The 19,598-nt window shown below is 73.1% G+C and carries 17 protein-coding genes; 8 read left to right on the top strand and 9 right to left on the bottom strand.

Features of this window, described 5'->3' with window-relative positions; all coding sequences use genetic code 11:
- Nucleotides 1-22: 22 nt before the first annotated feature.
- From O3438_RS30800 to O3438_RS30780, 5 genes are all read right to left on the bottom strand, one after another.
- Nucleotides 23-1,429, bottom strand: coding sequence for a flavin-containing monooxygenase (locus tag O3438_RS30800; protein ID WP_269683034.1), 1,407 nt, complete (start codon nt 1,427-1,429; stop codon nt 23-25).
- 115 nt (nt 1,430-1,544) lie between these two features.
- Nucleotides 1,545-2,237, bottom strand: a complete 693-nt coding sequence (locus O3438_RS30795) for an endonuclease/exonuclease/phosphatase family protein (protein WP_269683033.1) — start codon at nt 2,235-2,237, stop codon at nt 1,545-1,547.
- Between the two features lie 12 nt (nt 2,238-2,249).
- Complete coding sequence (locus O3438_RS30790) at nt 2,250-3,197, bottom strand: ROK family glucokinase (RefSeq protein WP_269683032.1); 948 nt, start codon at nt 3,195-3,197, stop codon at nt 2,250-2,252.
- Nucleotides 3,198-3,271: 74 nt separating this feature from the next.
- Complete coding sequence (locus O3438_RS30785; RefSeq protein WP_269683031.1) at nt 3,272-3,976, bottom strand: hypothetical protein; 705 nt, start codon at nt 3,974-3,976, stop codon at nt 3,272-3,274.
- A gap of 31 nt (nt 3,977-4,007) precedes the next feature.
- Complete coding sequence (locus O3438_RS30780) at nt 4,008-4,463, bottom strand: SRPBCC family protein (protein WP_088988357.1); 456 nt, start codon at nt 4,461-4,463, stop codon at nt 4,008-4,010.
- Between the two features lie 172 nt (nt 4,464-4,635).
- Between O3438_RS30780 and O3438_RS30775 the strand changes: the two genes are divergently transcribed.
- The 7 genes from O3438_RS30775 to O3438_RS30745 all read left to right on the top strand — a co-directional run bounded on the left by O3438_RS30775 (nt 4,636) and on the right by O3438_RS30745 (nt 13,181).
- The gene (locus tag O3438_RS30775; RefSeq protein ID WP_269683030.1) at nt 4,636-6,450 is read left to right on the top strand and encodes an AMP-dependent synthetase/ligase; all 1,815 of its coding nucleotides are present in this window, start codon (nt 4,636-4,638) and stop codon (nt 6,448-6,450) included.
- A 14-nt stretch (nt 6,451-6,464) separates the two neighbouring features.
- Nucleotides 6,465-8,156, top strand: coding sequence for a sensor histidine kinase (locus O3438_RS30770; protein WP_269683029.1), 1,692 nt, complete (start codon nt 6,465-6,467; stop codon nt 8,154-8,156).
- Between the two features lie 7 nt (nt 8,157-8,163).
- Nucleotides 8,164-8,832 carry a response regulator transcription factor gene (locus tag O3438_RS30765; protein ID WP_007072219.1) on the top strand — a complete coding sequence of 223 codons (669 nt, stop codon included), beginning with the start codon at nt 8,164-8,166 and terminating at the stop codon, nt 8,830-8,832.
- Nucleotides 8,833-9,021: 189 nt separating this feature from the next.
- Nucleotides 9,022-9,831, top strand: coding sequence for an SAM-dependent methyltransferase (locus O3438_RS30760; protein ID WP_145779675.1), 810 nt, complete (start codon nt 9,022-9,024; stop codon nt 9,829-9,831).
- A 79-nt stretch (nt 9,832-9,910) separates the two neighbouring features.
- Nucleotides 9,911-11,569 carry a putative bifunctional diguanylate cyclase/phosphodiesterase gene (locus O3438_RS30755; protein WP_269683811.1) on the top strand — a complete coding sequence of 553 codons (1,659 nt, stop codon included), beginning with the start codon at nt 9,911-9,913 and terminating at the stop codon, nt 11,567-11,569.
- 345 nt (nt 11,570-11,914) lie between these two features.
- Nucleotides 11,915-12,499 (top strand): TetR/AcrR family transcriptional regulator, encoded by a 585-nt coding sequence (locus tag O3438_RS30750; RefSeq protein WP_269683028.1) that lies wholly within the window; start codon nt 11,915-11,917, stop codon nt 12,497-12,499.
- 19 nt (nt 12,500-12,518) lie between these two features.
- On the top strand, nt 12,519-13,181 hold the full coding sequence (locus tag O3438_RS30745) for a lysophospholipid acyltransferase family protein (RefSeq protein WP_269683027.1): 663 nt from the start codon (nt 12,519-12,521) through the stop codon (nt 13,179-13,181).
- A 10-nt stretch (nt 13,182-13,191) separates the two neighbouring features.
- Here the strand turns inward: O3438_RS30745 and O3438_RS30740 are convergent, their stop codons facing one another.
- The 4 genes from O3438_RS30740 to O3438_RS30725 form a co-directional block, all read right to left on the bottom strand.
- Nucleotides 13,192-14,316 (bottom strand): glycosyltransferase family 4 protein, encoded by a 1,125-nt coding sequence (locus O3438_RS30740; RefSeq protein ID WP_269683026.1) that lies wholly within the window; start codon nt 14,314-14,316, stop codon nt 13,192-13,194.
- Entirely contained in the window at nt 14,313-15,572 is a 1,260-nt protein-coding gene (locus O3438_RS30735) for a M48 family metallopeptidase (RefSeq protein ID WP_269683025.1), read from the bottom strand. Before O3438_RS30735 ends, O3438_RS30740 begins: the two co-directional genes overlap by 4 nt.
- 139 nt (nt 15,573-15,711) lie before the next feature.
- Nucleotides 15,712-15,930 (bottom strand): hypothetical protein, encoded by a 219-nt coding sequence (locus O3438_RS30730; RefSeq protein WP_269683024.1) that lies wholly within the window; start codon nt 15,928-15,930, stop codon nt 15,712-15,714.
- 269 nt (nt 15,931-16,199) lie between these two features.
- Entirely contained in the window at nt 16,200-17,654 is a 1,455-nt protein-coding gene (locus O3438_RS30725) for an NYN domain-containing protein (RefSeq protein WP_269683023.1), read from the bottom strand.
- Between the two features lie 127 nt (nt 17,655-17,781).
- Between O3438_RS30725 and O3438_RS30720 the strand changes: the two genes are divergently transcribed.
- The gene (locus tag O3438_RS30720; RefSeq protein ID WP_269683022.1) at nt 17,782-19,536 is read left to right on the top strand and encodes a DEDD exonuclease domain-containing protein; all 1,755 of its coding nucleotides are present in this window, start codon (nt 17,782-17,784) and stop codon (nt 19,534-19,536) included.
- Nucleotides 19,537-19,598: the final 62 nt, after the last annotated feature.

Genomic DNA, 19,598 nt, shown 5'->3' with positions numbered 1-19,598 from the left:
CTCGCAAGCTCACTCCTCGCGCTCACTTGCCCTCCAGGTCATGCAGGGCGCGCTGGACGGCGCGCAGGTAGTCGGCGTGACCGACCTCGAACCAGTGCCGGCTGCTGTCCTTGACCTGCCCGGAGTAGCGCTCCCCGGCCCGCTCCCGCACCCGCTGGGCGAACGCCGCCGCCCGCTCCGGTCGGTCCCGTCGGGCCTGGAGTAGGCGGGCGAACAGCACCGTCTGCCAGTGCGACAGGGTGAACAGCCCGGAGTCCGGCTGCACCAGGCCGGCGACCGCCAGCGTCGGGTGCCCCGGGGTGAAGGCGTTGAGCCACAGGGTGGGCCGGCCCGCCCCCGCGCTGTCGCCGAACACCGACGCGTCGAGGAACTCGAAGCGCGGCAGGTAACCGGTGGCGAAGATGACCACCTCGGGGTCGATCTCGCGGCCGTCGGCCAACTCCACGGCGTACGGGTGGAACCGGGCGATGTCCGGCACCGGGCCGATCCCGCCGTGGCCCACGTAGTAGACGAGCTGGCTGTTGGCGATGGGGTGCGTCTCGTACACCCGGTGGTCGGGCTTGGGTAGGCCGAAGCGGGTGAGGTCGCCGACGGTGAGCCGCAGCGTCCAGTGGTAGAGCCACTGCCGGATCCGCAGCGGCACACGCAGCGCCAGCAGGCTGTCGTTCACCTGGTCGGCGGGGCGGCCCAACACGAACTTCGGCGCGTACCAGTAGCCGCGTCGGGTGGAGTGCCAGCACCGGGACGCCTGCTGGGCGGCCTCGACGGCGATGTCACAACCGGTGTTGCCGGCGCCGACCACCAGCACCCGCTTGCCGCGCAACTGCGCCGGGTCCTTGTAGGACGAGGCGTGCATGATCTCGCCGCGGAACTCCTCCAGCCCTTCGTAGCGGGGCAGCTTCGGCGACCAGTTGTGCCCGTTGGCGATCACCACGGCGGCGTACCGGGAGGTGCGTTCCGGGCCGTACCCGCCGGTGGAGCGGGTGGTCACGTCCCACCGCTCCCCCGGGGCGGGCTCGACCCGGACGACCTCGGTGCCGAACCAGATGTGCGAGCGCAGGTCGAAGTGGTCGGCGTACCGCTCGAAGTAGGACAGCAGCTGACTGTGGTGCGGGTAGTCCGGCCAGGAGTCCGGCATCGGGAAGTCCGGGAACTGGGTGAACGGCTTCGACGAGATCAGGTGGGTGCTGGCGTACACCGGGCTGCGGTCGTGCCGCCAGTTCCAGGCGCCGCCGACGCCGGTCTCCCGCTCGTAGCAGTCGACGCCGAAGCCGTGCTCGCGCAGGTTCTTGATGGCCGTCAGGCCGCTGGCCCCGGCCCCGATGACGCAGACCGTGTCGCCCCGGTCGGAAACCGGGCGGCCGTCGCTGTTCAGCGCGGACGAGGTCGCCTCCGGATCGGGCCGGCCGTGGTCGGTGGAGGTGGACACCGAAACATCTCCTTTTGGTACGGCAGGCGTGCCGGTCGCCGCGAAATCCTCTCCACAACGACGCCGGATGTCCAGTCCTACCGTGTGGACATCGGCGGGCGGGCCGCCGCCGCTGTCAGTCGGTGCCGGGCAGCAGCAGGTCGACCAGGACCGGGAAGTGGTCGGAGGCGCGCCGGGTCTGCGGAGTGTCCACCACGTCGTAGTCGACGACGGTGATCCGCGGGTCGACGAAGAGCGCGTCGATGCGCCGGCGTGGCTCGTGGCAGGAGTAGGTGAGCCGGTCCGCCCGGTCGGCCGCCACCGCGGCGTCGGTCAACCCCTGTGACACGGTCGCCCAGGCCGGCCCGTCCGGACCCTCGTTGAGGTCCGCGCCGGCCAGCACCGGGCTGGTCGCCGCGTCGAGACCACGCTTGAACTCGGCGGCCTGCGCCGGCCGCTCGGCCGGGTCGGTGGACAGGTGCGAGCCGGCGACAGTGAACCGGGCGCCGGCCACCCGGCAGTCGGCGTACGCGGCGCCGCGCAGGTGCCGGCCGGGGGTCAGCGGGAAGCGCTGGCACCGGGTGTCCCGCACCTGGACCCGCAGGCTGGTCAACAGCAGGTTGCCCAGCGCCGGCAGGCCGCCGGCGGCGACCACCAGGCCGAACGACTCGGCCAACGTGGCGGACTTCTGCCGCCACCGGAACCGGCGTGGCCCCTCCTGCACGATCACCACGTCCGGCTTCGCCGACCGGACCACCGCCGCCAGCGCGGCGGTGTCGTCGCGCTGGCTGTGGATGTTGTACGACACCACGCGCAGTGGCACGCCCATCGGTGGACCGCCTCAGATCCGGCGGGCCAGGTCGGCGGCGCCGATCACGCCCGCGCTGTTGCCCAGCTCCGCCGGGAGCACCTCGGCCACCGGCAGGCGACCACGCTGGGCGAGCGCGTCGACGTACGAGCGGCGCGTCGGGCCGAGCAGCAGGTCACCGGCGTCGATCACACCGCCGCCGACCACCAGGGTCTGCGGGTCGAGGATCTGTGCCATGTCGGCGAGGCTGGTGCCCAGCCACCGGCCGATCTGCGCGAACGCCTCGGCGGAGATCGGGTCGCCGTCCTGCGCGGCGGCGGTCACCATCGGACCGGTGATCGCCTCGGCCTCACCGCCGGCCAATTCCAGCAGTGCGGTGGCCCGGTTGGGTTCCTGCCGGGCGCCGGCTCGGGCGAAGCGGACGAGGGCGCTGCCGCTGGCGTACTGCTCGATGCAGCCCAGCCGGCCGCAGCCGCACTGGTGTCCGTCCGGCACGGCCAGCATGTGGCCCAGTTCGGCGGCGATGCCGTGCGCGCCGCGCATCAACTCGCCGCCGAGGACGACGCCGCCGCCCACGCCGGTGCCGATGGTGAACATGATCATGGAGTCGTCGGCGGCGCGGGCCGCGCCGTACCGGAACTCGGCCCAGGCGGCCACGTTCCCGTCGTTCTCCACGATCACCGGAAGCCCGACGGCCTTGCCGACGTACTCGCGCAGCGGTTCGTCACGCCAGGCCAGGTTGGGGGCGAAGAGGACCGTCGACCGACTGGCGTCGATCCAGCCGGCCGCGCCGATGCCGACGGCCTCGATCGTCCGACCTGCGGCCAGCTCGCCGACCAGCTCGATGATGACGTCGCGGGTCTTGCCGACGTCGTCGGCGGGAGTGTCCCGTCGGGTCTGCACGAGGACCGTGCCGGTCTCGTCCACGACACCGCCGGCCACCTTCGTGCCACCGACGTCGACTCCGATGGTCAGCGTCACCGCTGCCGCCCCCCTCTAGCTGCTGTCCGGCCCGCGCGCCGGCGACGTGCCGGTCGGGTCGGAATGTCCCGCGCTCAGGCGCCGTCGCCCGATGCTTCCGCGTCGGAGTGGTCGGGCGCCCGCGAGGCGGGCACCACGGGACGGGTGGTCGGTGCCGGCACGGTCGCCGACCCGGCCTCGTCGACGGGTGGTGCGGCGGCCGGGGCGAGTGGATCCGCCGTCCGGGTGGCGACCGACCAGACATCCCGTTCCGGCGCCGGCTGAGAATCATGCCCGGTGCGGGTGGCATCGCGCCACACGTGATCGTCGGCAGCCGCGGTGGACGGCTCGTGGACGGCCGACTCCGGCAACACGTCGTCGGTGCTCACGGTCGGCTCCGACGCCGTCCTGCCAGGCGTTTCGGTGGGCGGACCGGTGGGGCTCGTGGTGGGCGACTCCGCCGGGGAGAACGCGCGGAGCAGGCTGGCGACGCCCGCCGCGAGGTCCCCCGCGCCGGTCGCGAGACGTTCGGCGAATTCCGGACTGGGGTCACGCAACGCGGCGATGCCCCGACAGACCGGGCAGACACAGCATTCAGGCGATCCGGTGGCGAAAGCACCACCGGGGCCGGGACGCCCCTCCGCGCCGCCACTGTGACCGAGGACACCGGCCAGCACCCCGCCCAGCGAGCCGAACGCGCCGCCCGCCGAGCCGGCGGAGGCCAGTCGCGCCCCCGCGAGCACTGTGGCGACCAGCCGCTCCGCCTCTTCCCGGGCCGAACCCGGATCCGTTCCGCCCACCCTCGGCTCCTCTACCGTGCCACCGGACACGTCACTGCGCCGCACCGGTTGCTTCTACCCGACGCTTGAGCTGCTTCAACGCGGTGTCCATGATCATCTTCTCGGCTTTGCGCCGAAACATCCCGAGCATTCCCACCGACAGGTCGACCTCCAGGGTGTAGGTCACCGTGGTGCTGCCGTCCGGGTTACCCACCAGGTCGTACGAACCGCGCTGGCTCTTCTGCATCTTCGAGGGGGCGACCAGGTGCCACTCGATCCGGGACAGGTCCTCGGCGTACTCGTAGGCGAGCACGTACTCGTCGGCCATCACCCCGGCGTCGATGGTGAAGCGCACCTGGCTGGCGTAGCCGTCCTCGTACTCCTCGACGACCTCGGCGCGGCGCACCGCGTCGGTCCACTCGGGGTAGCGCGCGAAGTCGCAGATGACCGCCGTCACCCGTTCCGGTGCGGCGCCGATGATGATCGACTGGGTGGAGGAGTCCGCCATGGGGGGAGGCTACCCGGCGCGTGGCGCCAGCACGCCGCGCCGCCCCCGGCGGCAACGGGCAGCGTACGACGCCGGGCGTTAACAGCGTGCCCTAGCTCACCGGGTAGGTTTCGACACAACCGACGCCCACCGTGGCGGCCGGCCCGGCCAGTGCGAGCACGAAGGAGTGCAGGTGCGCGAGTTCTCCGTCCCGCCGATCGTCACCGTTGGCGACGCGGCCAACCTCACCGATCCGGTCTGGGACAACGCCGAGGTCGCGCCCGACGCCGTCCAGTTCGCCCGACCCGTCCCGGGCGCCGACGGCACCGTCACCAGCTGGACCGACGTGACCTGCCTCCAGTTCCGCGACGAGGTGACCGCCGTCGCCCGGGGCCTGATCGCCGCCGGCGTCGAGCCGGGCGTCCGGGTCGGTCTGATGAGCCGCACCCGCTACGAGTGGACGCTGCTGGACTACGCCATCTGGGCCGTCGGCGCGGTCACCGTGCCGATCTACGAGACGTCCAGCGCCGAGCAGGCCGCGTGGATCCTCGAGGACTCCAACGCGGTCGGCGTGGTGGTCGAAACCGAGGCGCACGCCAACCTGGTCGCCGGTGTCCGGCACCGGCTGCCCGAGCTGAACACCGTCTGGCAGATCGACAGCGGCGCGGTCGACGAGCTGGTCACGACCGGCGCGCAGGTCGAGCCGGCCGAGGTCGAACGGCGACGCAAGGCCGTCCGCGCCGACGACCTGGCCACGATCATCTACACCAGCGGCACCACCGGCCGACCCAAGGGCTGCGTGCTCACCCACCGCAACATGTACGCCGACATCGCCAACGCGGTGCCGGTGCTGCCGAACCTGTTCAACGCCGGCGCTTCCACCCTGCTGTTCCTCCCCCTGGCGCACGCCTTCGCACGCCTGATCCAGATCGGCGTCGTGCAGGCGCGCGCCACCATGGCGCACTGCGCCGACACCAAGAACCTGGTCGCCGAGTTGCAGGCGTTCCGGCCGACCTTCGTGCTCTCCGTACCCCGGGTGTTCGAGAAGGTCTACAACGCCGCCAAGCAGAAGGCCGAGGCGGACGGCAAGGGCGGCATCTTCGCCCGCGCGGAGCAGGTCGCCATCGCGTACAGCGAGGCTCTGGAGACCCGGGGCGGACCTGGCCTGGCCCTGCGCGCCCAGCACGCGGTCTTCGACCGGCTGGTCTACCGGAAGCTGCGCGCCGCGCTCGGCGGGCGGTGCCGGGACGCGATCTCCGGCGGCGCGCCGCTCGGCGCCCGACTCGGGCACTTCTTCCGCGGCATCGGCGTGACGGTCCTGGAGGGCTACGGCCTCACCGAGACCTCGCCCGCCGCCGCGGCGAACCTGCCCAGCGGCACCCGGATCGGCACTGTCGGTCGCCCGCTGCCCGGCGTGACCGTCCGCATCGAGGACGACGGCGAGATCCTGATCTCCGGCGAATTGGTCTTCCAGGGTTACTGGCGCAACGAGGCGGCGACCGCCGAGACGATCAGCTCCGACGGCTGGTTCCGCACCGGTGACCTGGGCAACCTCGACGCGGACGGCTACCTGAGCATCACCGGCCGCAAGAAGGAGCTGATCGTCACCGCCGGCGGCAAGAACGTCGCCCCGGCGGTGCTGGAGGACCTGGTCCGGGCGCACCCGTTGATCAGCCAGTGCGTCGTGGTCGGCGACGCCAAGCCGTTCATCGCGGCACTCGTGACGGTGGACGAGGAGGCGCTGCCGACCTGGTTGGAGAACGCCGGCATGCCCGCCGACACCTCGGTCGAGCAACTGCGCGAGCACGAGGGCCTACGCCAGGAGATCCAGACCGCGATCGACACCGCCAACCAGGCCGTCTCCAAGGCCGAGGCGATCAAGGTGTTCCGGGTCCTGCCCCGCGACTTCACCGAGGCGACCGGCGAGTTGACCCCGTCGCTCAAGGTCAAGCGCCAGGTTGTCCACAAGACGTACGCGGCGGAGATCGCCGATATCTACCGAGGCTGACTACCATCCGTCACGTGCCCGCATCCACAGCCACCGCACCGCACCAGCATCCCCTCGCCGCGGCCGCCCGCCTGGTGATGCTGGCGTTGATCGCCGTCCTGACCCTGTTCGCCACCCGTGACGTCACCCAGCTGTGGTGGATCGCGTTGCTGGCGGTGGCCGGTCTGCCGTCCCTGCTGGCTCCCCAGCACCGGCTGATCGCGCCGCTGAGCAGGGTGGCGGAGGTGGTGGTGCTGGGCCTGGCCGCGAGCCACGTGGCAGCGGTCGCGTCGATCGGCGGCACCGTCGACGGGCTCGGCGCCTCGGCGATACTCCCCTACCTGGCGGTCCCGGTAACCGTCACCGCGCTGCGCCGCCGCTTCCGTGAGGGCAGCGCCCTGCTCGCGGTCACCGCCGCCACCCTGCTGGTCAGCGGCGCCCTGACCACCGTCGGCGGCGGGATCCAGCTCGGCCAGCCGGGTTACCTCGCGGTCTGCGCGCAGTGGCTGATCCTGGCGGCCCTCGGGCTCTACGCCGCCGGCACCCTGCACCGGGTGATGGCCGTACGCGGCGAGGGCAAACCCCAGCCGTACGCCGAGGCCACCCGCCTGCTGACCCAACTGCGGACGGTGGCCCGGCAGCTCCCCGGGGCCACCCTCGACCCGGGCGGCATCTCCGAGCATCTGCTGGAGGAGTTGCGCACCGTGGCCCGGGCCGACCGGGGCGCGGTGCTGTCCGCCAGCGGCGGCGGCCGGCTCGTGGTGCTCGCCCAGGCCGGTGTGGACCGGGTCGACTGGGAGACGACGTTGGACGCGGATTCGGCCATCGCCGACGCGTGGGCCAGCCAGCAGGCCACGACGGCCGCACGGTCACAGTCCCGCTCGCACCGGGGCGGTGACGTGTCCGCGCTGATCGTCCCGCTGGTCGCCGGTGTGCGCACTGTGGGGCTGGTGGTGCTGGAGGCGGACGTGGCGCAGGCGTACCCGCCGCCGGTGGTGTCCCGGGTGACGGCGCTGACCCGCCCGGCCGCGCTGCGCCTGGAGGCGGCGCTGCTGTTCGACGAGGTCCGCTCGCTGGCCACCAACGAGGAGCGGCAGCGACTCGCCCGGGAGATCCACGACGGGGTGGCGCAGGAGTTGGTGATGGTCGGCTACGGCATCGACAACGCCATGGCCACCGTCTTCGACGACGCTGACGAGACCGCCGAGGCCCTGCGTACGCTGCGCGCCGAGGTGACCCGGGTGATCCAGGAACTGCGGCTGAGCCTCTTCGAGCTGCGCAGCGAGGTGGACCGGCAGGGCGGGCTGGCCGCGGCGATCGCCGAGTACGCGCGCACGGTGGGCGCGTCCGGCGGGCTGCGGGTGCACCTCTCGCTGGACGAGTCCACCGCCCGGCTGCCGGCGGCCACCGAGGCCGAGTTGCTGCGCATCGCGCAGGAGGCGGTGACCAACGCCCGCAAGCACGCCGGAGCCTCGAATTTGTGGGTCACGTGTGAGGTCGACCCCCCGTACGCGCAAATAGAAGTGTCGGATGACGGTCAGGGGATGGCTGACCAGCGCCCCGACGGACGGTACGGTCTTGCGATCATGGCCGAGAGGGCGGAACGTATCCGGGGCCGGTTGGAGATCAGGCCGCGGCAACCCAGCGGCACGACCGTGGCGGTGGTTCTCGGTTCCTCGTCCCGGCGCGACAACGTGCGCGACAGCGCAGCACCAGAAGGGGAGTAACCCGAGGATGACCACAAGTCCGACACCGGCCACCCGCACCAAGGTCCTCCTTGTCGACGATCATGACCTGATTCGCAAGGGCCTGCGGCACGCCTTCGAGCGCGACCGCCAGTTCGAGGTCGTCGGTGAGGCGGCCACGGCGGCGGAGGGTGTACGCCAGGCCGGCGCCCTGCAGCCGGACGTGGTGATCATGGATCTGCGGCTGCCCGACGGCAGCGGCCTGGAGGCCACCCGCGCGCTGCGCAAGTCCAGCGCGTCGATGGGCATCGTGGTGCTGACCATGTACGCCGGCGACGACCAGCTCTTCGGCGCGCTGGAGGCCGGTGCGAGCGCCTTCGTGCCGAAGACCGCCCCGGCCGACGAGGTGGTGGCCGCCGCGCGGCACGCCGCCTCGTCCCCCAGCGCGTTCACCGCCGCCGACCTGGCCGAGGCGATGAAGCGTCGGCTCGCCCCGTCCGGCCCGCAGTTGTCGCCCCGGGAGGGGCAGGTGCTGCGGCTGCTCGCCGACGGCATGAGCGTGGCGGGGATCGCCAAGCAGCTGTTCGTCAGCGAGTCCACGGCCAAGACGCACATCTCGAAGCTCTACGAGAAGCTCGGGGCGGCCAACCGGGCGCAGGCCCTGATGACCGCGCTCCGACTCGGCCTGCTCGAGGCACCGGACGCGCCCAAGTTCTGACCTGTTCCCGCTCGTCGAGCGGGACGTCGCGGCCGACGGTCCGCGCCGGCTTCACCCCCGGCGCGGGCCGTCGCGCATCGACCGACGTCGGCGGGCAACCCCCGGCGCGCTATGGTCTGGCGTGCGTGGCGGGTGCACAATACCCGCGCGGGTGACGACGCCCGCGTTGCGGACTCGAGGGGTTGACGCATGCAGCGGCCGGACTGGGCACCCGACACCATCGACATCGAGCGCCCGAGCGTCGCGCGGATGTACGACTACTACCTCGGTGGTTCGCACAACTTCGCCGCCGACCGGGCCGCGGCGCAGGCGATGGTCGCGGCGGTGCCCGAGGCGCCGCTGATGGCGCAGGCCAACCGGGCGTTCCTGCGCCGGGCCGTGCACCACCTCGCCGAGGCCGGGATCCGGCAGTTCCTGGACATCGGCTCGGGCATCCCGACCGTCGGCAACGTCCACGAGATCGCCCAGCGGCTCGACCCGCAGTCGCGGGTGGTCTACGTCGACGTCGACCCGGTGGCGGTGGCGCACAGCCGCGAGATCCTCGCCGGCAACGAACGGGCGGTGGTGGTGCAGGAGGACCTGCGACGCCCCGAAGCGATCCTGGCCCACCCGGACGTCCGCAAGCTCCTCGACCTGAGCCAGCCGGTCGCCGTGATGGTGGTGGCTGTCCTGCACTTCGTCTCCGACGACGATCGACCCGCCGAGCTGCTGGGGACGCTGCGCGACGCGCTGGCCCCCGGCAGCCACCTCGTGTTGTCGCAGGCCAGCGACGACGGGCGCAGCGAGGACGAGCGCGCCGAGGCGGAGCGGGTCTACCGGCGCACCGACAACCCGCTGTGGGTGCGCAGCCGCGCCGAGCTGACCGCGCTCTTCGACGGGTTCGAGCTGCTCGATCCCGGCGTGGTCTGGGTGCCCGAGTGGCGACCGGACACTCCGGAGAGCGCGGAGGACGCCGAGCGGGCGGTCTTCATGGGCGGTGTCGGGCGGCTCGGTGGCTGAGCCGCCCGGGGTGACCTCCCACCCGGGCACGTTCGCCCGCGCCTGGGCTAAGGCGGTCTCCGGGACCAGCTACCTGCCGATGACCCAGGCCCAACTGGAAACCCTCCTGGACCGGCTCACCGGGCAACTGGCCGGCGCGTTGCTGACCGAACCGTTCGACCTGCGTGCCGGGCACCGGGTCGGCGCCGAACTGGTCGCCGCGCACATCGCCTCCGCGGAAGGGCTCGGCCGTACCGTCGAGGTCATCCAACTCCGCCTCGTGCGCGACCTGGGCCTGGTCGCCGAGGACGTCGAGGACCGGATGGCCCGGCTGCTCGCGGCCGTGGCGACCGGCTACGCCCGCGCGCTGCGCGACCGGACGCTCGACGAGCAGGAGTCGATCCGCCGGGCCGCGATGAGGGCCCGTACGCAGGCCGAACGGGCACTGCGGGCCAGCGAGGCCCGGTTCCGTCACCAGGCCACCCACGACCCGCTCACCGCCCTGCCCAACCGGACGCTGTTCACCGAACGGCTCGCCGCCGCGCTGAACGAGCCGGGCCGGGGAGCGCAGCGCGTCGGGGTGTGCTTCCTGGACCTGGACCGCTTCAAGGTCGTGAACGACTCCCTGGGGCACCAGGTCGGCGACCAACTACTGGTCACGGTGGCCGAACGGCTGTCCAAGGCCATGGGTGAGCACCTGGTGGCCCGGCTCGGCGGGGACGAGTTCGTCATCCTGGTGGAACACAGCGGCGGCACCGACGCCATGGTGGCGGTGGCCGAGACCGCGCTGGCCGCGGTCGCCACACCGGCCCTGGTGGACGGGCACGAGTTGCAGATCTCGGCGAGCATCGGCATCGTCGAGCGACAGGTCGCCGGGGCCAACCCCAGTGACCTGATGAGGGCCGCCGACAGCACGCTGCACTGGGCGAAGGCTGCCGGCGGGGCCCGCTGGGCGCTCTACGACGCCGAGCGCAACCAACGTGAACTGGCCCGCTACGCGCTGTCCGCCGCCATCCCGGCGGCCCTGGAACGGGGCGAGTTCTACCTCGACTACCAGCCACTGACCTCACTGCGCGACGGCAGCCTGGTCGGCGTCGAGGCGCTGGTCCGCTGGCGTCACCCGGAGCTCGGGGTGCTGCGGCCGGACAGCTTCATCGGGTTGGCCGAGGAGACCGGCCTGATCGTGCAGCTCGGCGGGTGGGTGCTGGCCGAGGCGTGCCGCGAGGCGGAGGCCTGGTCCGCCGGTGGGGCGGCGGCACCGTTCGTCAGCGTCAACCTGGCGGTACGCCAGGTGCACCGGCCCGGGCTGGTGCAGGAGGTCCGCACCCTGCTGCGGCAGACCGGGCTGCCGCCGGAGCGGCTGCAACTGGAGATCACCGAGAGCACGATGATGAGCACCGCCGAGGAGCCGGTCCGCGCCCTGCGGGTCCTGGCCGACCTCGGGGTACGGATCGCCATCGACGACTTCGGCACCGGTTACAGCAACCTGGCGTACCTGCGGGACCTGCCGGTGACCGAACTGAAGGTGGCCGGGGAGTTCGTGGCCGGCCTGCGGTCGCCGTCGGTCGGCCGTACCGACGAACGGATCCTCGCGTCGCTGGTCTCGCTGGCGCACGCGCTTGACCTGACGGTGACCGCCGAGGGAGTGGAGACCGCCGGGCAGGCCGAACGGCTTCGAGCGATCGGCTGCGACGCCGCCCAGGGCTGGCACTTCGGCCGGCCGGCCCCCGCCGACCGCATCCTCGCCCGCATCCGCTGAGCCGTCCGGGCCGGCGCCGGCAGGGCCGCCCCGCGCTGGCAGGGCCGCCTGCTCATGGGCTGGCCGCCTGCTCCGGGCTGGCCCATGATCGTGCTCAATCATCGATGTAGTGGTCTCGGCGAGCCGCGGACACCACTCCATCCTGGTTCGAGCGCGATCATGGGGGCGTCGGCGCGCGTTCCTCGTCAAGATCCGCGCAACATCAGGTTTGTTGGTGTCTCCCGCGCGGCTGAGGCAGCAGTATCGCCGATGGTGTGAACACGTGCGGCGCGAGATACCTGCGCACGCCGGCACCGGCACCGACGCGGCGTAGACATTGTCTACGCCGACTGGTAGACAGTGTCTATGGACGTGGACGAGACCGGGCTGCGGGCGCGACTGGTGGCCGCCGGAGTGGACCTGGTGCTGCGGGAGGGCCAGTCGGCGGTGTCGCTGCGGGAGATCGCCCGCCGCGCCGGCGTCTCGCACGGCGCACCACGCCGCTACTTCCCCGCCCACGTCGACCTGCTCTCCGCCATCGCCCGCGAGGGCTTCGCCGACCTCACCGCCCGCGTCGAGAAGACGATGCGCGAGGTCGAGCCCGACCCGCGTACCCAACTGACCGCGCTGGCCCGGACGTACCTGGACTTCGCGGCGGCCCACCGCGGCATGTTCGAGCTGATGTTCCGCCACGACCTGCTGGACAGCGGCCGGCTACGGCTGCGGGAGACGAGCCTCCCGCTGTTCGCCGTGCTGGCCGACCTGGTGGCCCAGCTACGACGGCCGACCGACGCCCCCGCGCCGGTGCTCGCCGGCGCGCTCTGGGCCAACCTGCACGGCATCGCCCAACTCTGGGCCTGGGGCAGCCTGCCGCTGGCCACCGGTGCCACCGATGACGACGCCCTGGTGCGTGCCGCACTCGACGCCCACCTCGGCCCGACACCCGCATGAACCCACCCCCGGAGGACGCGTGCCCCTGCTGTACGACCTCACCAAGCTGACCGTCGGCACCGCGCTGCGTCTCGGCTGGCGACCCCACCTGGAAGGGCTGGAGCATCTGCCCCGGCACGGAGGCGCGATCCTCGCCAGCAATCACCTCTCCGTTGCCGACGAACTGTTCCTCGTCACCGCGGCACCCCGACACGTGACCTTTTGGGCCAAGGCCGAGTACTTCACCGGCCGAGGTCCGGGCGGTTGGCTCAACCGGCAGATCGTCGCCGGCATGGGCGCCATCCGGGTCGACCGCGCCGACGGCCGGGCCGCCCTGCGCGCCCTCGACGCCGCCGTACCGGTGCTGCGCTCGGGCGGCCTGGTCGCCGTCTACCCGGAGGGCACCCGCTCCCCCGACGGGCGGCTCTACCGGGGCCGGGTCGGGATGACCCGCCTGGCCCGCGACGCCGAGGTGCCCATCATCCCGGTCGGCGTGCTCGGCACCGCCGAGGTGCTGCCGGTCGACGCGCGGCTGCCCCGCCGTCACCCAGTCACCCTGCGGTTCGGCCCGCCCATCCCGGTCGCCGACCGGATCACCGGCCCCCGCGACATCCGAACGATCACCGACGAGGTGATGGCGGAGATCCAGAAGCTGACCGGCCAGGAGTACGTGCCGCGCTACGCCCCGCCCCGCGGGAGCTGACGGGCGCCGATCAGCCGGCGAGCAGCGCCGCCATCCGTTCCGCCTGAGCCTCCCAGCGCCACTCGCGCTCGACCCACGCCCGGCCGGCGGCACCCAACTGCCGGGCCAGGTCCCGGTCGGCCAGCAGCCGGGCGACCCGGTCGGCGAGCTGGGCGACGTCCCGCCCACGGACGACGTAACCCGTCTCGCCCTCACGAACCGCGTCCGGCGCGCCCCCGGAGTCGCCGGCGACCACCGGCAGGCCGGTCGCGGAGGCCTCCAGGTAGACGATGCCCAACCCTTCGACGTCGAGCCCACGGTTACGGGTGCGGCACGGCATCGCGTAGACATCACCGGCCGCGTAGTGCGCGGGCAACTCGGCCGACGGCACCGAGCCGGTGAACACCACGTCCCGTTCCACGCCGGTCTGCCGGGCCAGCTTCTCCAGCGTGGCCCGGTACGGCCCACCGCCGACGATCAGCAGCGCCGCGTCCGGCACCCGACGGCGGATCTCCGGCAGGGCCCGGATCAGCATGTCCTGACCCTTGCGCGGCACCAGCCGGGACACACAGACCACCACCGGCCGGTCGGTCAACCCGAGCCGCGCCCGGACCGGCTCGCCGTCCACTGTCGGGTGGTAGGTGTCCACGTCGACGCCGGGCGCCAACTGGCGCAGCTCGGTCACCCCGTCGAGCACCCGGGCCAGCCGGCTGCGGGTGTACTCACCGAGGTAGGTGGTGACGTCCACACCCCGACCGATGCGCCGCAGCGCCGGCCGGGCAGCGGGCAACGCCGCCCAACCGACCTCGTGGCCGTGGGTCTGCGCCACCACCCGGCGTACGCCGGCCCGTCGGCGCAGACCGGCCGCGAGCAGCCCCAACGGGGCCGCCGCACCGAACCACACCGTGTCGCAGTCGTACGCGCGCGCCAGCCGCGCCGCCCGGCGGGCGATCAACGGGGTCGGCAACAGCACTCGCGTGCGTTCCCGGATCACCTCGAACGGCTGGTCGGCGTCGAACTTCGCGGACCCTCGCCAGTTCGACGCGTACACCACCACCGAACCGGCCGGTTGCCGTACCGCGAGGTTGTGTACGAAGGACTGGATGCCGCCCGGGCGGGGCGGAAAGTCGTTGGTGATCAGCAGCGTGCGACTCATCGGCCGGCCTCCCGGGCGTACGCGCGGGCGGCGGCCATCCGCTCCACTGTGGACGGATGCGAGGCCGAGTAGAGGTATTCCCAGCGCGGCGGGTCGGGGTCGCCCAGGTTGACCGAGCCGAGCCGCCGCTGCATCGACTCGAAGGCCTCCGGGTCGCCGGTGAGCGCGAGGGCGTGCGCGTCGGCCCGTGCCTCCACCCGCCGCGACATCAGCGCCTGCACCGGCGCGGCCACCAAGCCGGCCACCGTGACGAGGGCCAGCAGCAACGGGAACGCCCTCGGGTGGGCGACCGAGTCGACACCGGCCAACCGCAGCAGCGGCCCCCACGACCCGAGCAGGTAGAGCGCCACCACGGCGGCGGCGGCGCCCAGCGCCCCGGTCAGCGTGCCGACCGCCACGTCGGAGTCCTTGGCGTGCCCCAACTCGTGCGCCACCACGGCCGTCACCTCGGCCGGCGTCGCCTCGGTCAGCAACGTGTCGTAGACGACCACCCGCCGGGTCGGACCGAGACCGGAGACGTACGCGTTGACCGCCTTGGTGCGGCGGGAGGCATCGGCGACCAGCACGTCACGCACCGGCACCCCGTCCCGGGCGGCCATGCTCATCAGCTCGGTGCGCAGCGGCCCCTGCTCCATCGGCGTGAACTTGTTGAACACCGGCTCCACGAGCACCGGCAACACGAACGACAGCAGGATCACCAGCACTGCCGCGCCGCCGGCGCCGAACGCCCACCACCAGCGCGGCGCGAGCCGGATGACAGCGTAGAAGCCGAACAGCGCCACCGCGCCGATCACCGCGCTGACCGCGTACGACTTGAGCAGGTCGACAGCCCAACCGCTCCAGCCGTTGGTGCTCAGCCCGTAGCGGGTGAGCACGCTCTGCCGCCAGGCGGCGAACGGAAGTGTCACCAGGTCGGCGACGAGCACGACGGCCAACCCGCCGAGCACGGCCTGCGCCGCCCAGTGCCCCCCGAAGGGTCGACCCACCAGCTCGACCAGGCGGCTGCCCAGAGGGGTGAGCCCGAGCGCGAGGGCGACCAGCAGGCCGACGGCGAGGGCGGTGTAGCTGCCGGGGCGCAACGCGGCCCGGAACTCCCGCCCCTTGGCCACCTGCTCGGCCGGCAGGTCCCGCAGCGCCGCGAGCTGGTCGGCCCGGGGCGCGGGCGGCCGGTGCCAGGGGATCAGCAGCGCGGCGATCACGACCAACGCGACGGTCAACCCGGCCAGGGCCAGCAGCGCCCACCCGCGCGGGGTCACCGCGACACCGCCCGTCGTACCCCGCTCATCCCGCCGCTCCTCCCGCCGTGACCGCCCATCCTATGGCCCGCGAAAGGCGCGCCCCGGGCGCGGTGGCGCCCTCAGGTCGCGCGGCAAGCCACGGCGCGCGGTGCCGGTCTCAGGCGACCCGGCGGGTGGCCCGGCGGCCGGTGGCGACGCGGTGCGCGGGCACCTCCAACACCTCCACGTCGAAACCGGCCCGGGCGAACACCTCGATCGCCTCCACCTCGGCGGCGACCAGCCCGGCCGCCGGGGACGTGTCGTCGAACAGGGCGGCCAGCAGGCAGCCGGAACAGTCGTCACCCCGCCTCGCGCACCCGTCGCAGTCGATGAGCATGAACGCCTCCTGGATCGCTCGCGGCGGGCAGTCGACGCCTTGTCGTCGCCACCTGAGCACCGTCGGTCACATCGACGCTAACCACCGGGTACGACAGAACCGTCGCCACCGACCCGTTGCGGGCGAGATCCACTCCAGATCAGCGATATCGGGGTAACCCGACCACCCGGACACCGCGACATCGGCGATCCGGTGTGGATCACCCGCCGACGCCACCAGGTCCACCGTGACGGTGACGCTCAGACCCGACACGCGCCGGCAGCGCGCGGTCAGGAGCGGGCGAGCCGCCGCAGCAGCGAGTCCGCGCCCAACGGGTAGGCGCCGTGCCGGCGTACCCCGTCGGCGACCTCCCGGTCGGAGGAGACCACGACCACCGGCCGGCCCGCCGGCTCGGCGCGGACCAACCGTCGGATCAGCTCGTCGGCGGTCTCGCCCTTGCGGGAGAAGAGCACCCGTACGCCGCGCGGCGCGGGTGGCAGCCCGTGCATCCGCTCGGCGCCGTCGAAGACGACGGTGACCTCGTCGCCGGTCTGCGCGGCGATGCCGCCGAGCCCGGTGATCAGGCGCTTGCGCTGCTGCTCCAGGGACATCTCGCCGAAACCGCGCTTGGTGACGTTGTAGCCGTCGACCACCAGGTGCGCCCGGGGCAGGGCGAGCAACTGGTCGAGCCGGGCCGGGTCGTCGGTGTCGCGGGCCCGGGCGGCCGGACCGGACGGGGCGGTGCCCGGCTGCTCGGCGAACGCGTCGGCCACGAAGTCGGCGGGGAGTTTGTCCACCGGGTCGAGCGCCAACTCCCGGCGCAGGCCGACGGCGGCCTGGCCGATGGTCTCCAGCAACAGCCAGAGCCGGGCGTCGTCGACCGAACGCGCCTCCTTGGCACTCGCCCGGGCCACCCCGGCAGCGGCCTCCGCCTCGGCCAACCGGGCCCGGGCCCGCCGAAGTTCGGCGTCCACGTCCGCGCTGGCCCGCGCGGCCCGGCCACGCTCGGTGGCCAGCAACTCGGTGGCCTTGCGTTCGCGGGCCTGGGTCTCCCGCAGGGTACGGGCCACCTGCCGGGACTCCTCGCGGAGCTGACCCAGCTCCTCACGGACGCGGGCCAGCTCGTCGCGCAGCTTCTCCGCCTCGACCCGCGCCACCGCGCGGTCGTGCTCGGCGCGGGTCGCGCGTTGTTCGGCCTCGCGGACCAGTTCGGCGACCACCGCGCTGTCCGCCTCGGCACGAACGGCGGCGCCGCTGGCGTCGATCAGCTCCCGCCAACCGCGCGGACGGGCCAGGTAGGCCAGGGCGGCGACCTCGACCGGGTCGGCGGCGGCGGGGGCGGTGCCCTCGACGACGGCGGCCCCGAGGTCACCGGCGTCGGTCAGGACGCGGGCGGTGACCCGTTGCCGGAACAGCGGGTCGGCGGTGAGCTGGGCGGCGATGACCGGCGCGCCGAGCCGGGCCCGCCGGTTGGGGGCGAACTTGGCCACCCGGCGCAACGGCACCGGCACCTCGTCGGCGGGCAGGGTGGGCAGCACCGCGGCGGTCAGCGTCACGATCCGCTGCCGGACCGGCTCGGGCAGCGTCGGCTCCGGCTCGGTGGCCGGGTTGTCGCCGGTCTCCGCGGGGTCGGATGCGTCGGATGTCTCGCTGACTACGTTGTCGTCCGGGTTGCCCAGGGCCCCGTCGAGCGCGACCAGATCCTCCTCTGGGAGGTGGTCGTCGTGCGGCTCGGCGAGGGGCATGTGGCAAGTCTCCCACCGCGACCGGGCCCACCGCCCGGTGAGTGAGCCGATCTCTCATCCTAGCCCCATGGTGACTCGTGGGACGCATGCGACGGGAGTGTCGGACCGGCGCGCTAGCGTGCCGCCGATGGCACAGGCGGAGTACGTCCAGGAGTCCCTCGCTGGTCTCGACCCGGCGGTCGGTGGGGTCGATCCGGCGCTGCCGCTCTACGCGACCACCTTCGTGGTGGTCGACCTGGAGACCACCGGCGGCGCGCCGGACGGCGGCGGCATCACCGAGATCGGCGCGGTGAAGGTGCGCGGTGGTGAGGAACTGGGTGTGCTCGCCACGCTGGTCAACCCGGGGCAGCCGATCCCACCCTTCATCACCGTGCTGACCGGGATCACCCAGGCGATGCTGCTGCCGGCGCCACCGATCGAGCAGGTGTTGCCGAGCTTCCTGGAGTTCATCGACGACGCCGTGCTGGTGGCTCACAACGCCCCGTACGACGTGGGCTTCCTCAAGGCCGCCTGCGCCAGGCACGGCTACCGGTGGCCCAACCCCCGGGTGCTGGACACGGCGGCGCTGGCCCGCCGGGTGCTGACCCGCGACGAGGTGCCCAACCGCAAGCTCGGCACCCTGGCCGCCTACTTCCGCACCCACACCCAGCCCACCCACCGCGCGCTGGACGACGCGAAGGCCACCGTCGACGTGCTGCACGGCCTGATCGGTCGGCTCGGCGGCCACCGGGTGGACACGGTCGGCGACGCCATCGAGTTCGCACGGGCGGTCACCCCGACGCAGCGCCGCAAACGGCACCTCGCCGAGGGCCTGCCCAAGGTCCCCGGGGTCTACATCTTCCGGGCCGCCGACGACCGTCCGCTCTACGTGGGCACCTCCGTGGACATCGCCACCCGGGTGCGCAGCTACTTCACGGCCGGGGAGAAGCGGGCCCGGATCTCCGAGATGCTGGCCGCGGCCGAACGGGTCGAGGCGGTGGAGTGCGCGCACTCGTTGGAGGCGGAGGTCCGCGAGCTGCGGCTGATCGCCGCGCACGCCCCGCCCTACAACCGACGGTCGAAGTACCCGGAGCGGATGGTCTGGCTCAAGCTGACCGACGGTCCATACCCTCGGCTGTCGATCGTCCGCGACCTCTCCCCCACCGACACCGCGTACCTCGGGCCGTTCAGCTCCCGGCGCGCCGCGGAGCTGGCCGCCGCCGGGTTCCACGACGCGGTGCCGCTGCGGCAGTGCACGCACCGGCTCTCGCTACGCACCGTCACGCCGGCGTGCGCGCTGGCCGAGCTGGGTCGCTGCCCGGCACCCTGCGAACACAAGATCACCCCGCAGGAGTACGACGACAGCGCCGCCGCGCCCTTCCGCACCGCCACGACCGACGACCCCCAGCCGGTGGTGGACGCGCTGCTCGCCCGGATCGACGTGCTCTCGGCCGATCAACGCTACGAGGATGCGGCAGTGGTGCGGTCCCGGCTGGCGGCGGTGCTGCGGGCCACCGTCCGGATGCAACGGTTGACCGCGTTGACCGGCATCGTCGAGCTGGCCGCCGCGCGGCCGGCCGCCCGGGGTGGCTGGGAGTTGGCGCTGGTGCGGCACGGTCGGCTGGCCGGCGCGGGGGTGTCCCCGCCGGGTGCCCACCCGCGGCCCACGCTGACCGCCATCCGGGCCACCGCCGAGACGGTGTCGGGCGGGCACGGCCCGGTGCCGGCCGCCACCGCCGAGGAGTCCGAGCGGATCCTGTCCTGGTTGGAGCGACCGGAGACCCGGCTGGTGGAGATGTCCTCCGGTTGGTCCTCCCCGGCCGGTGGCGCGGGGCGGTTCCGTGACCTGCTGGCGAAGGCCGAGAACGGCTCGTCCCAGCAACTCTCGACCGAACGCTCATGACCAACTGACCGATCGGACTACGTCGACTCGCTTAGGCTGTTAGAGAAGTGCAGTCCTGCCCG

This window comes from Micromonospora sp. WMMC250, assembly GCF_027460215.1.
In the GTDB taxonomy this organism is placed as follows: domain Bacteria; phylum Actinomycetota; class Actinomycetes; order Mycobacteriales; family Micromonosporaceae; genus Micromonospora; species Micromonospora taraxaci.
This window is presented reverse-complemented; position numbering and strand designations above follow the sequence as displayed.

Coding starts and splice junctions, on each gene's coding strand:
- O3438_RS30795 (WP_269683033.1), bottom strand. CDS start 2,237: ATGGGCGTGCCACTGCGCGTGGTGTCGTACAACATCCACAGCCAGCGC.
- O3438_RS30780 (WP_088988357.1), bottom strand. CDS start 4,463: ATGGCGGACTCCTCCACCCAGTCGATCATCATCGGCGCCGCACCGGAA.
- O3438_RS30765 (WP_007072219.1), top strand. CDS start 8,164: ATGACCACAAGTCCGACACCGGCCACCCGCACCAAGGTCCTCCTTGTC.
- O3438_RS30760 (WP_145779675.1), top strand. CDS start 9,022: ATGCAGCGGCCGGACTGGGCACCCGACACCATCGACATCGAGCGCCCG.
- O3438_RS30755 (WP_269683811.1), top strand. CDS start 9,911: ATGACCCAGGCCCAACTGGAAACCCTCCTGGACCGGCTCACCGGGCAA.
- O3438_RS30750 (WP_269683028.1), top strand. CDS start 11,915: ATGGACGTGGACGAGACCGGGCTGCGGGCGCGACTGGTGGCCGCCGGA.
- O3438_RS30740 (WP_269683026.1), bottom strand. CDS start 14,316: ATGAGTCGCACGCTGCTGATCACCAACGACTTTCCGCCCCGCCCGGGC.
- O3438_RS30730 (WP_269683024.1), bottom strand. CDS start 15,930: ATGCTCATCGACTGCGACGGGTGCGCGAGGCGGGGTGACGACTGTTCC.
- O3438_RS30725 (WP_269683023.1), bottom strand. CDS start 17,654: ATGCCCCTCGCCGAGCCGCACGACGACCACCTCCCAGAGGAGGATCTG.
- O3438_RS30720 (WP_269683022.1), top strand. CDS start 17,782: ATGGCACAGGCGGAGTACGTCCAGGAGTCCCTCGCTGGTCTCGACCCG.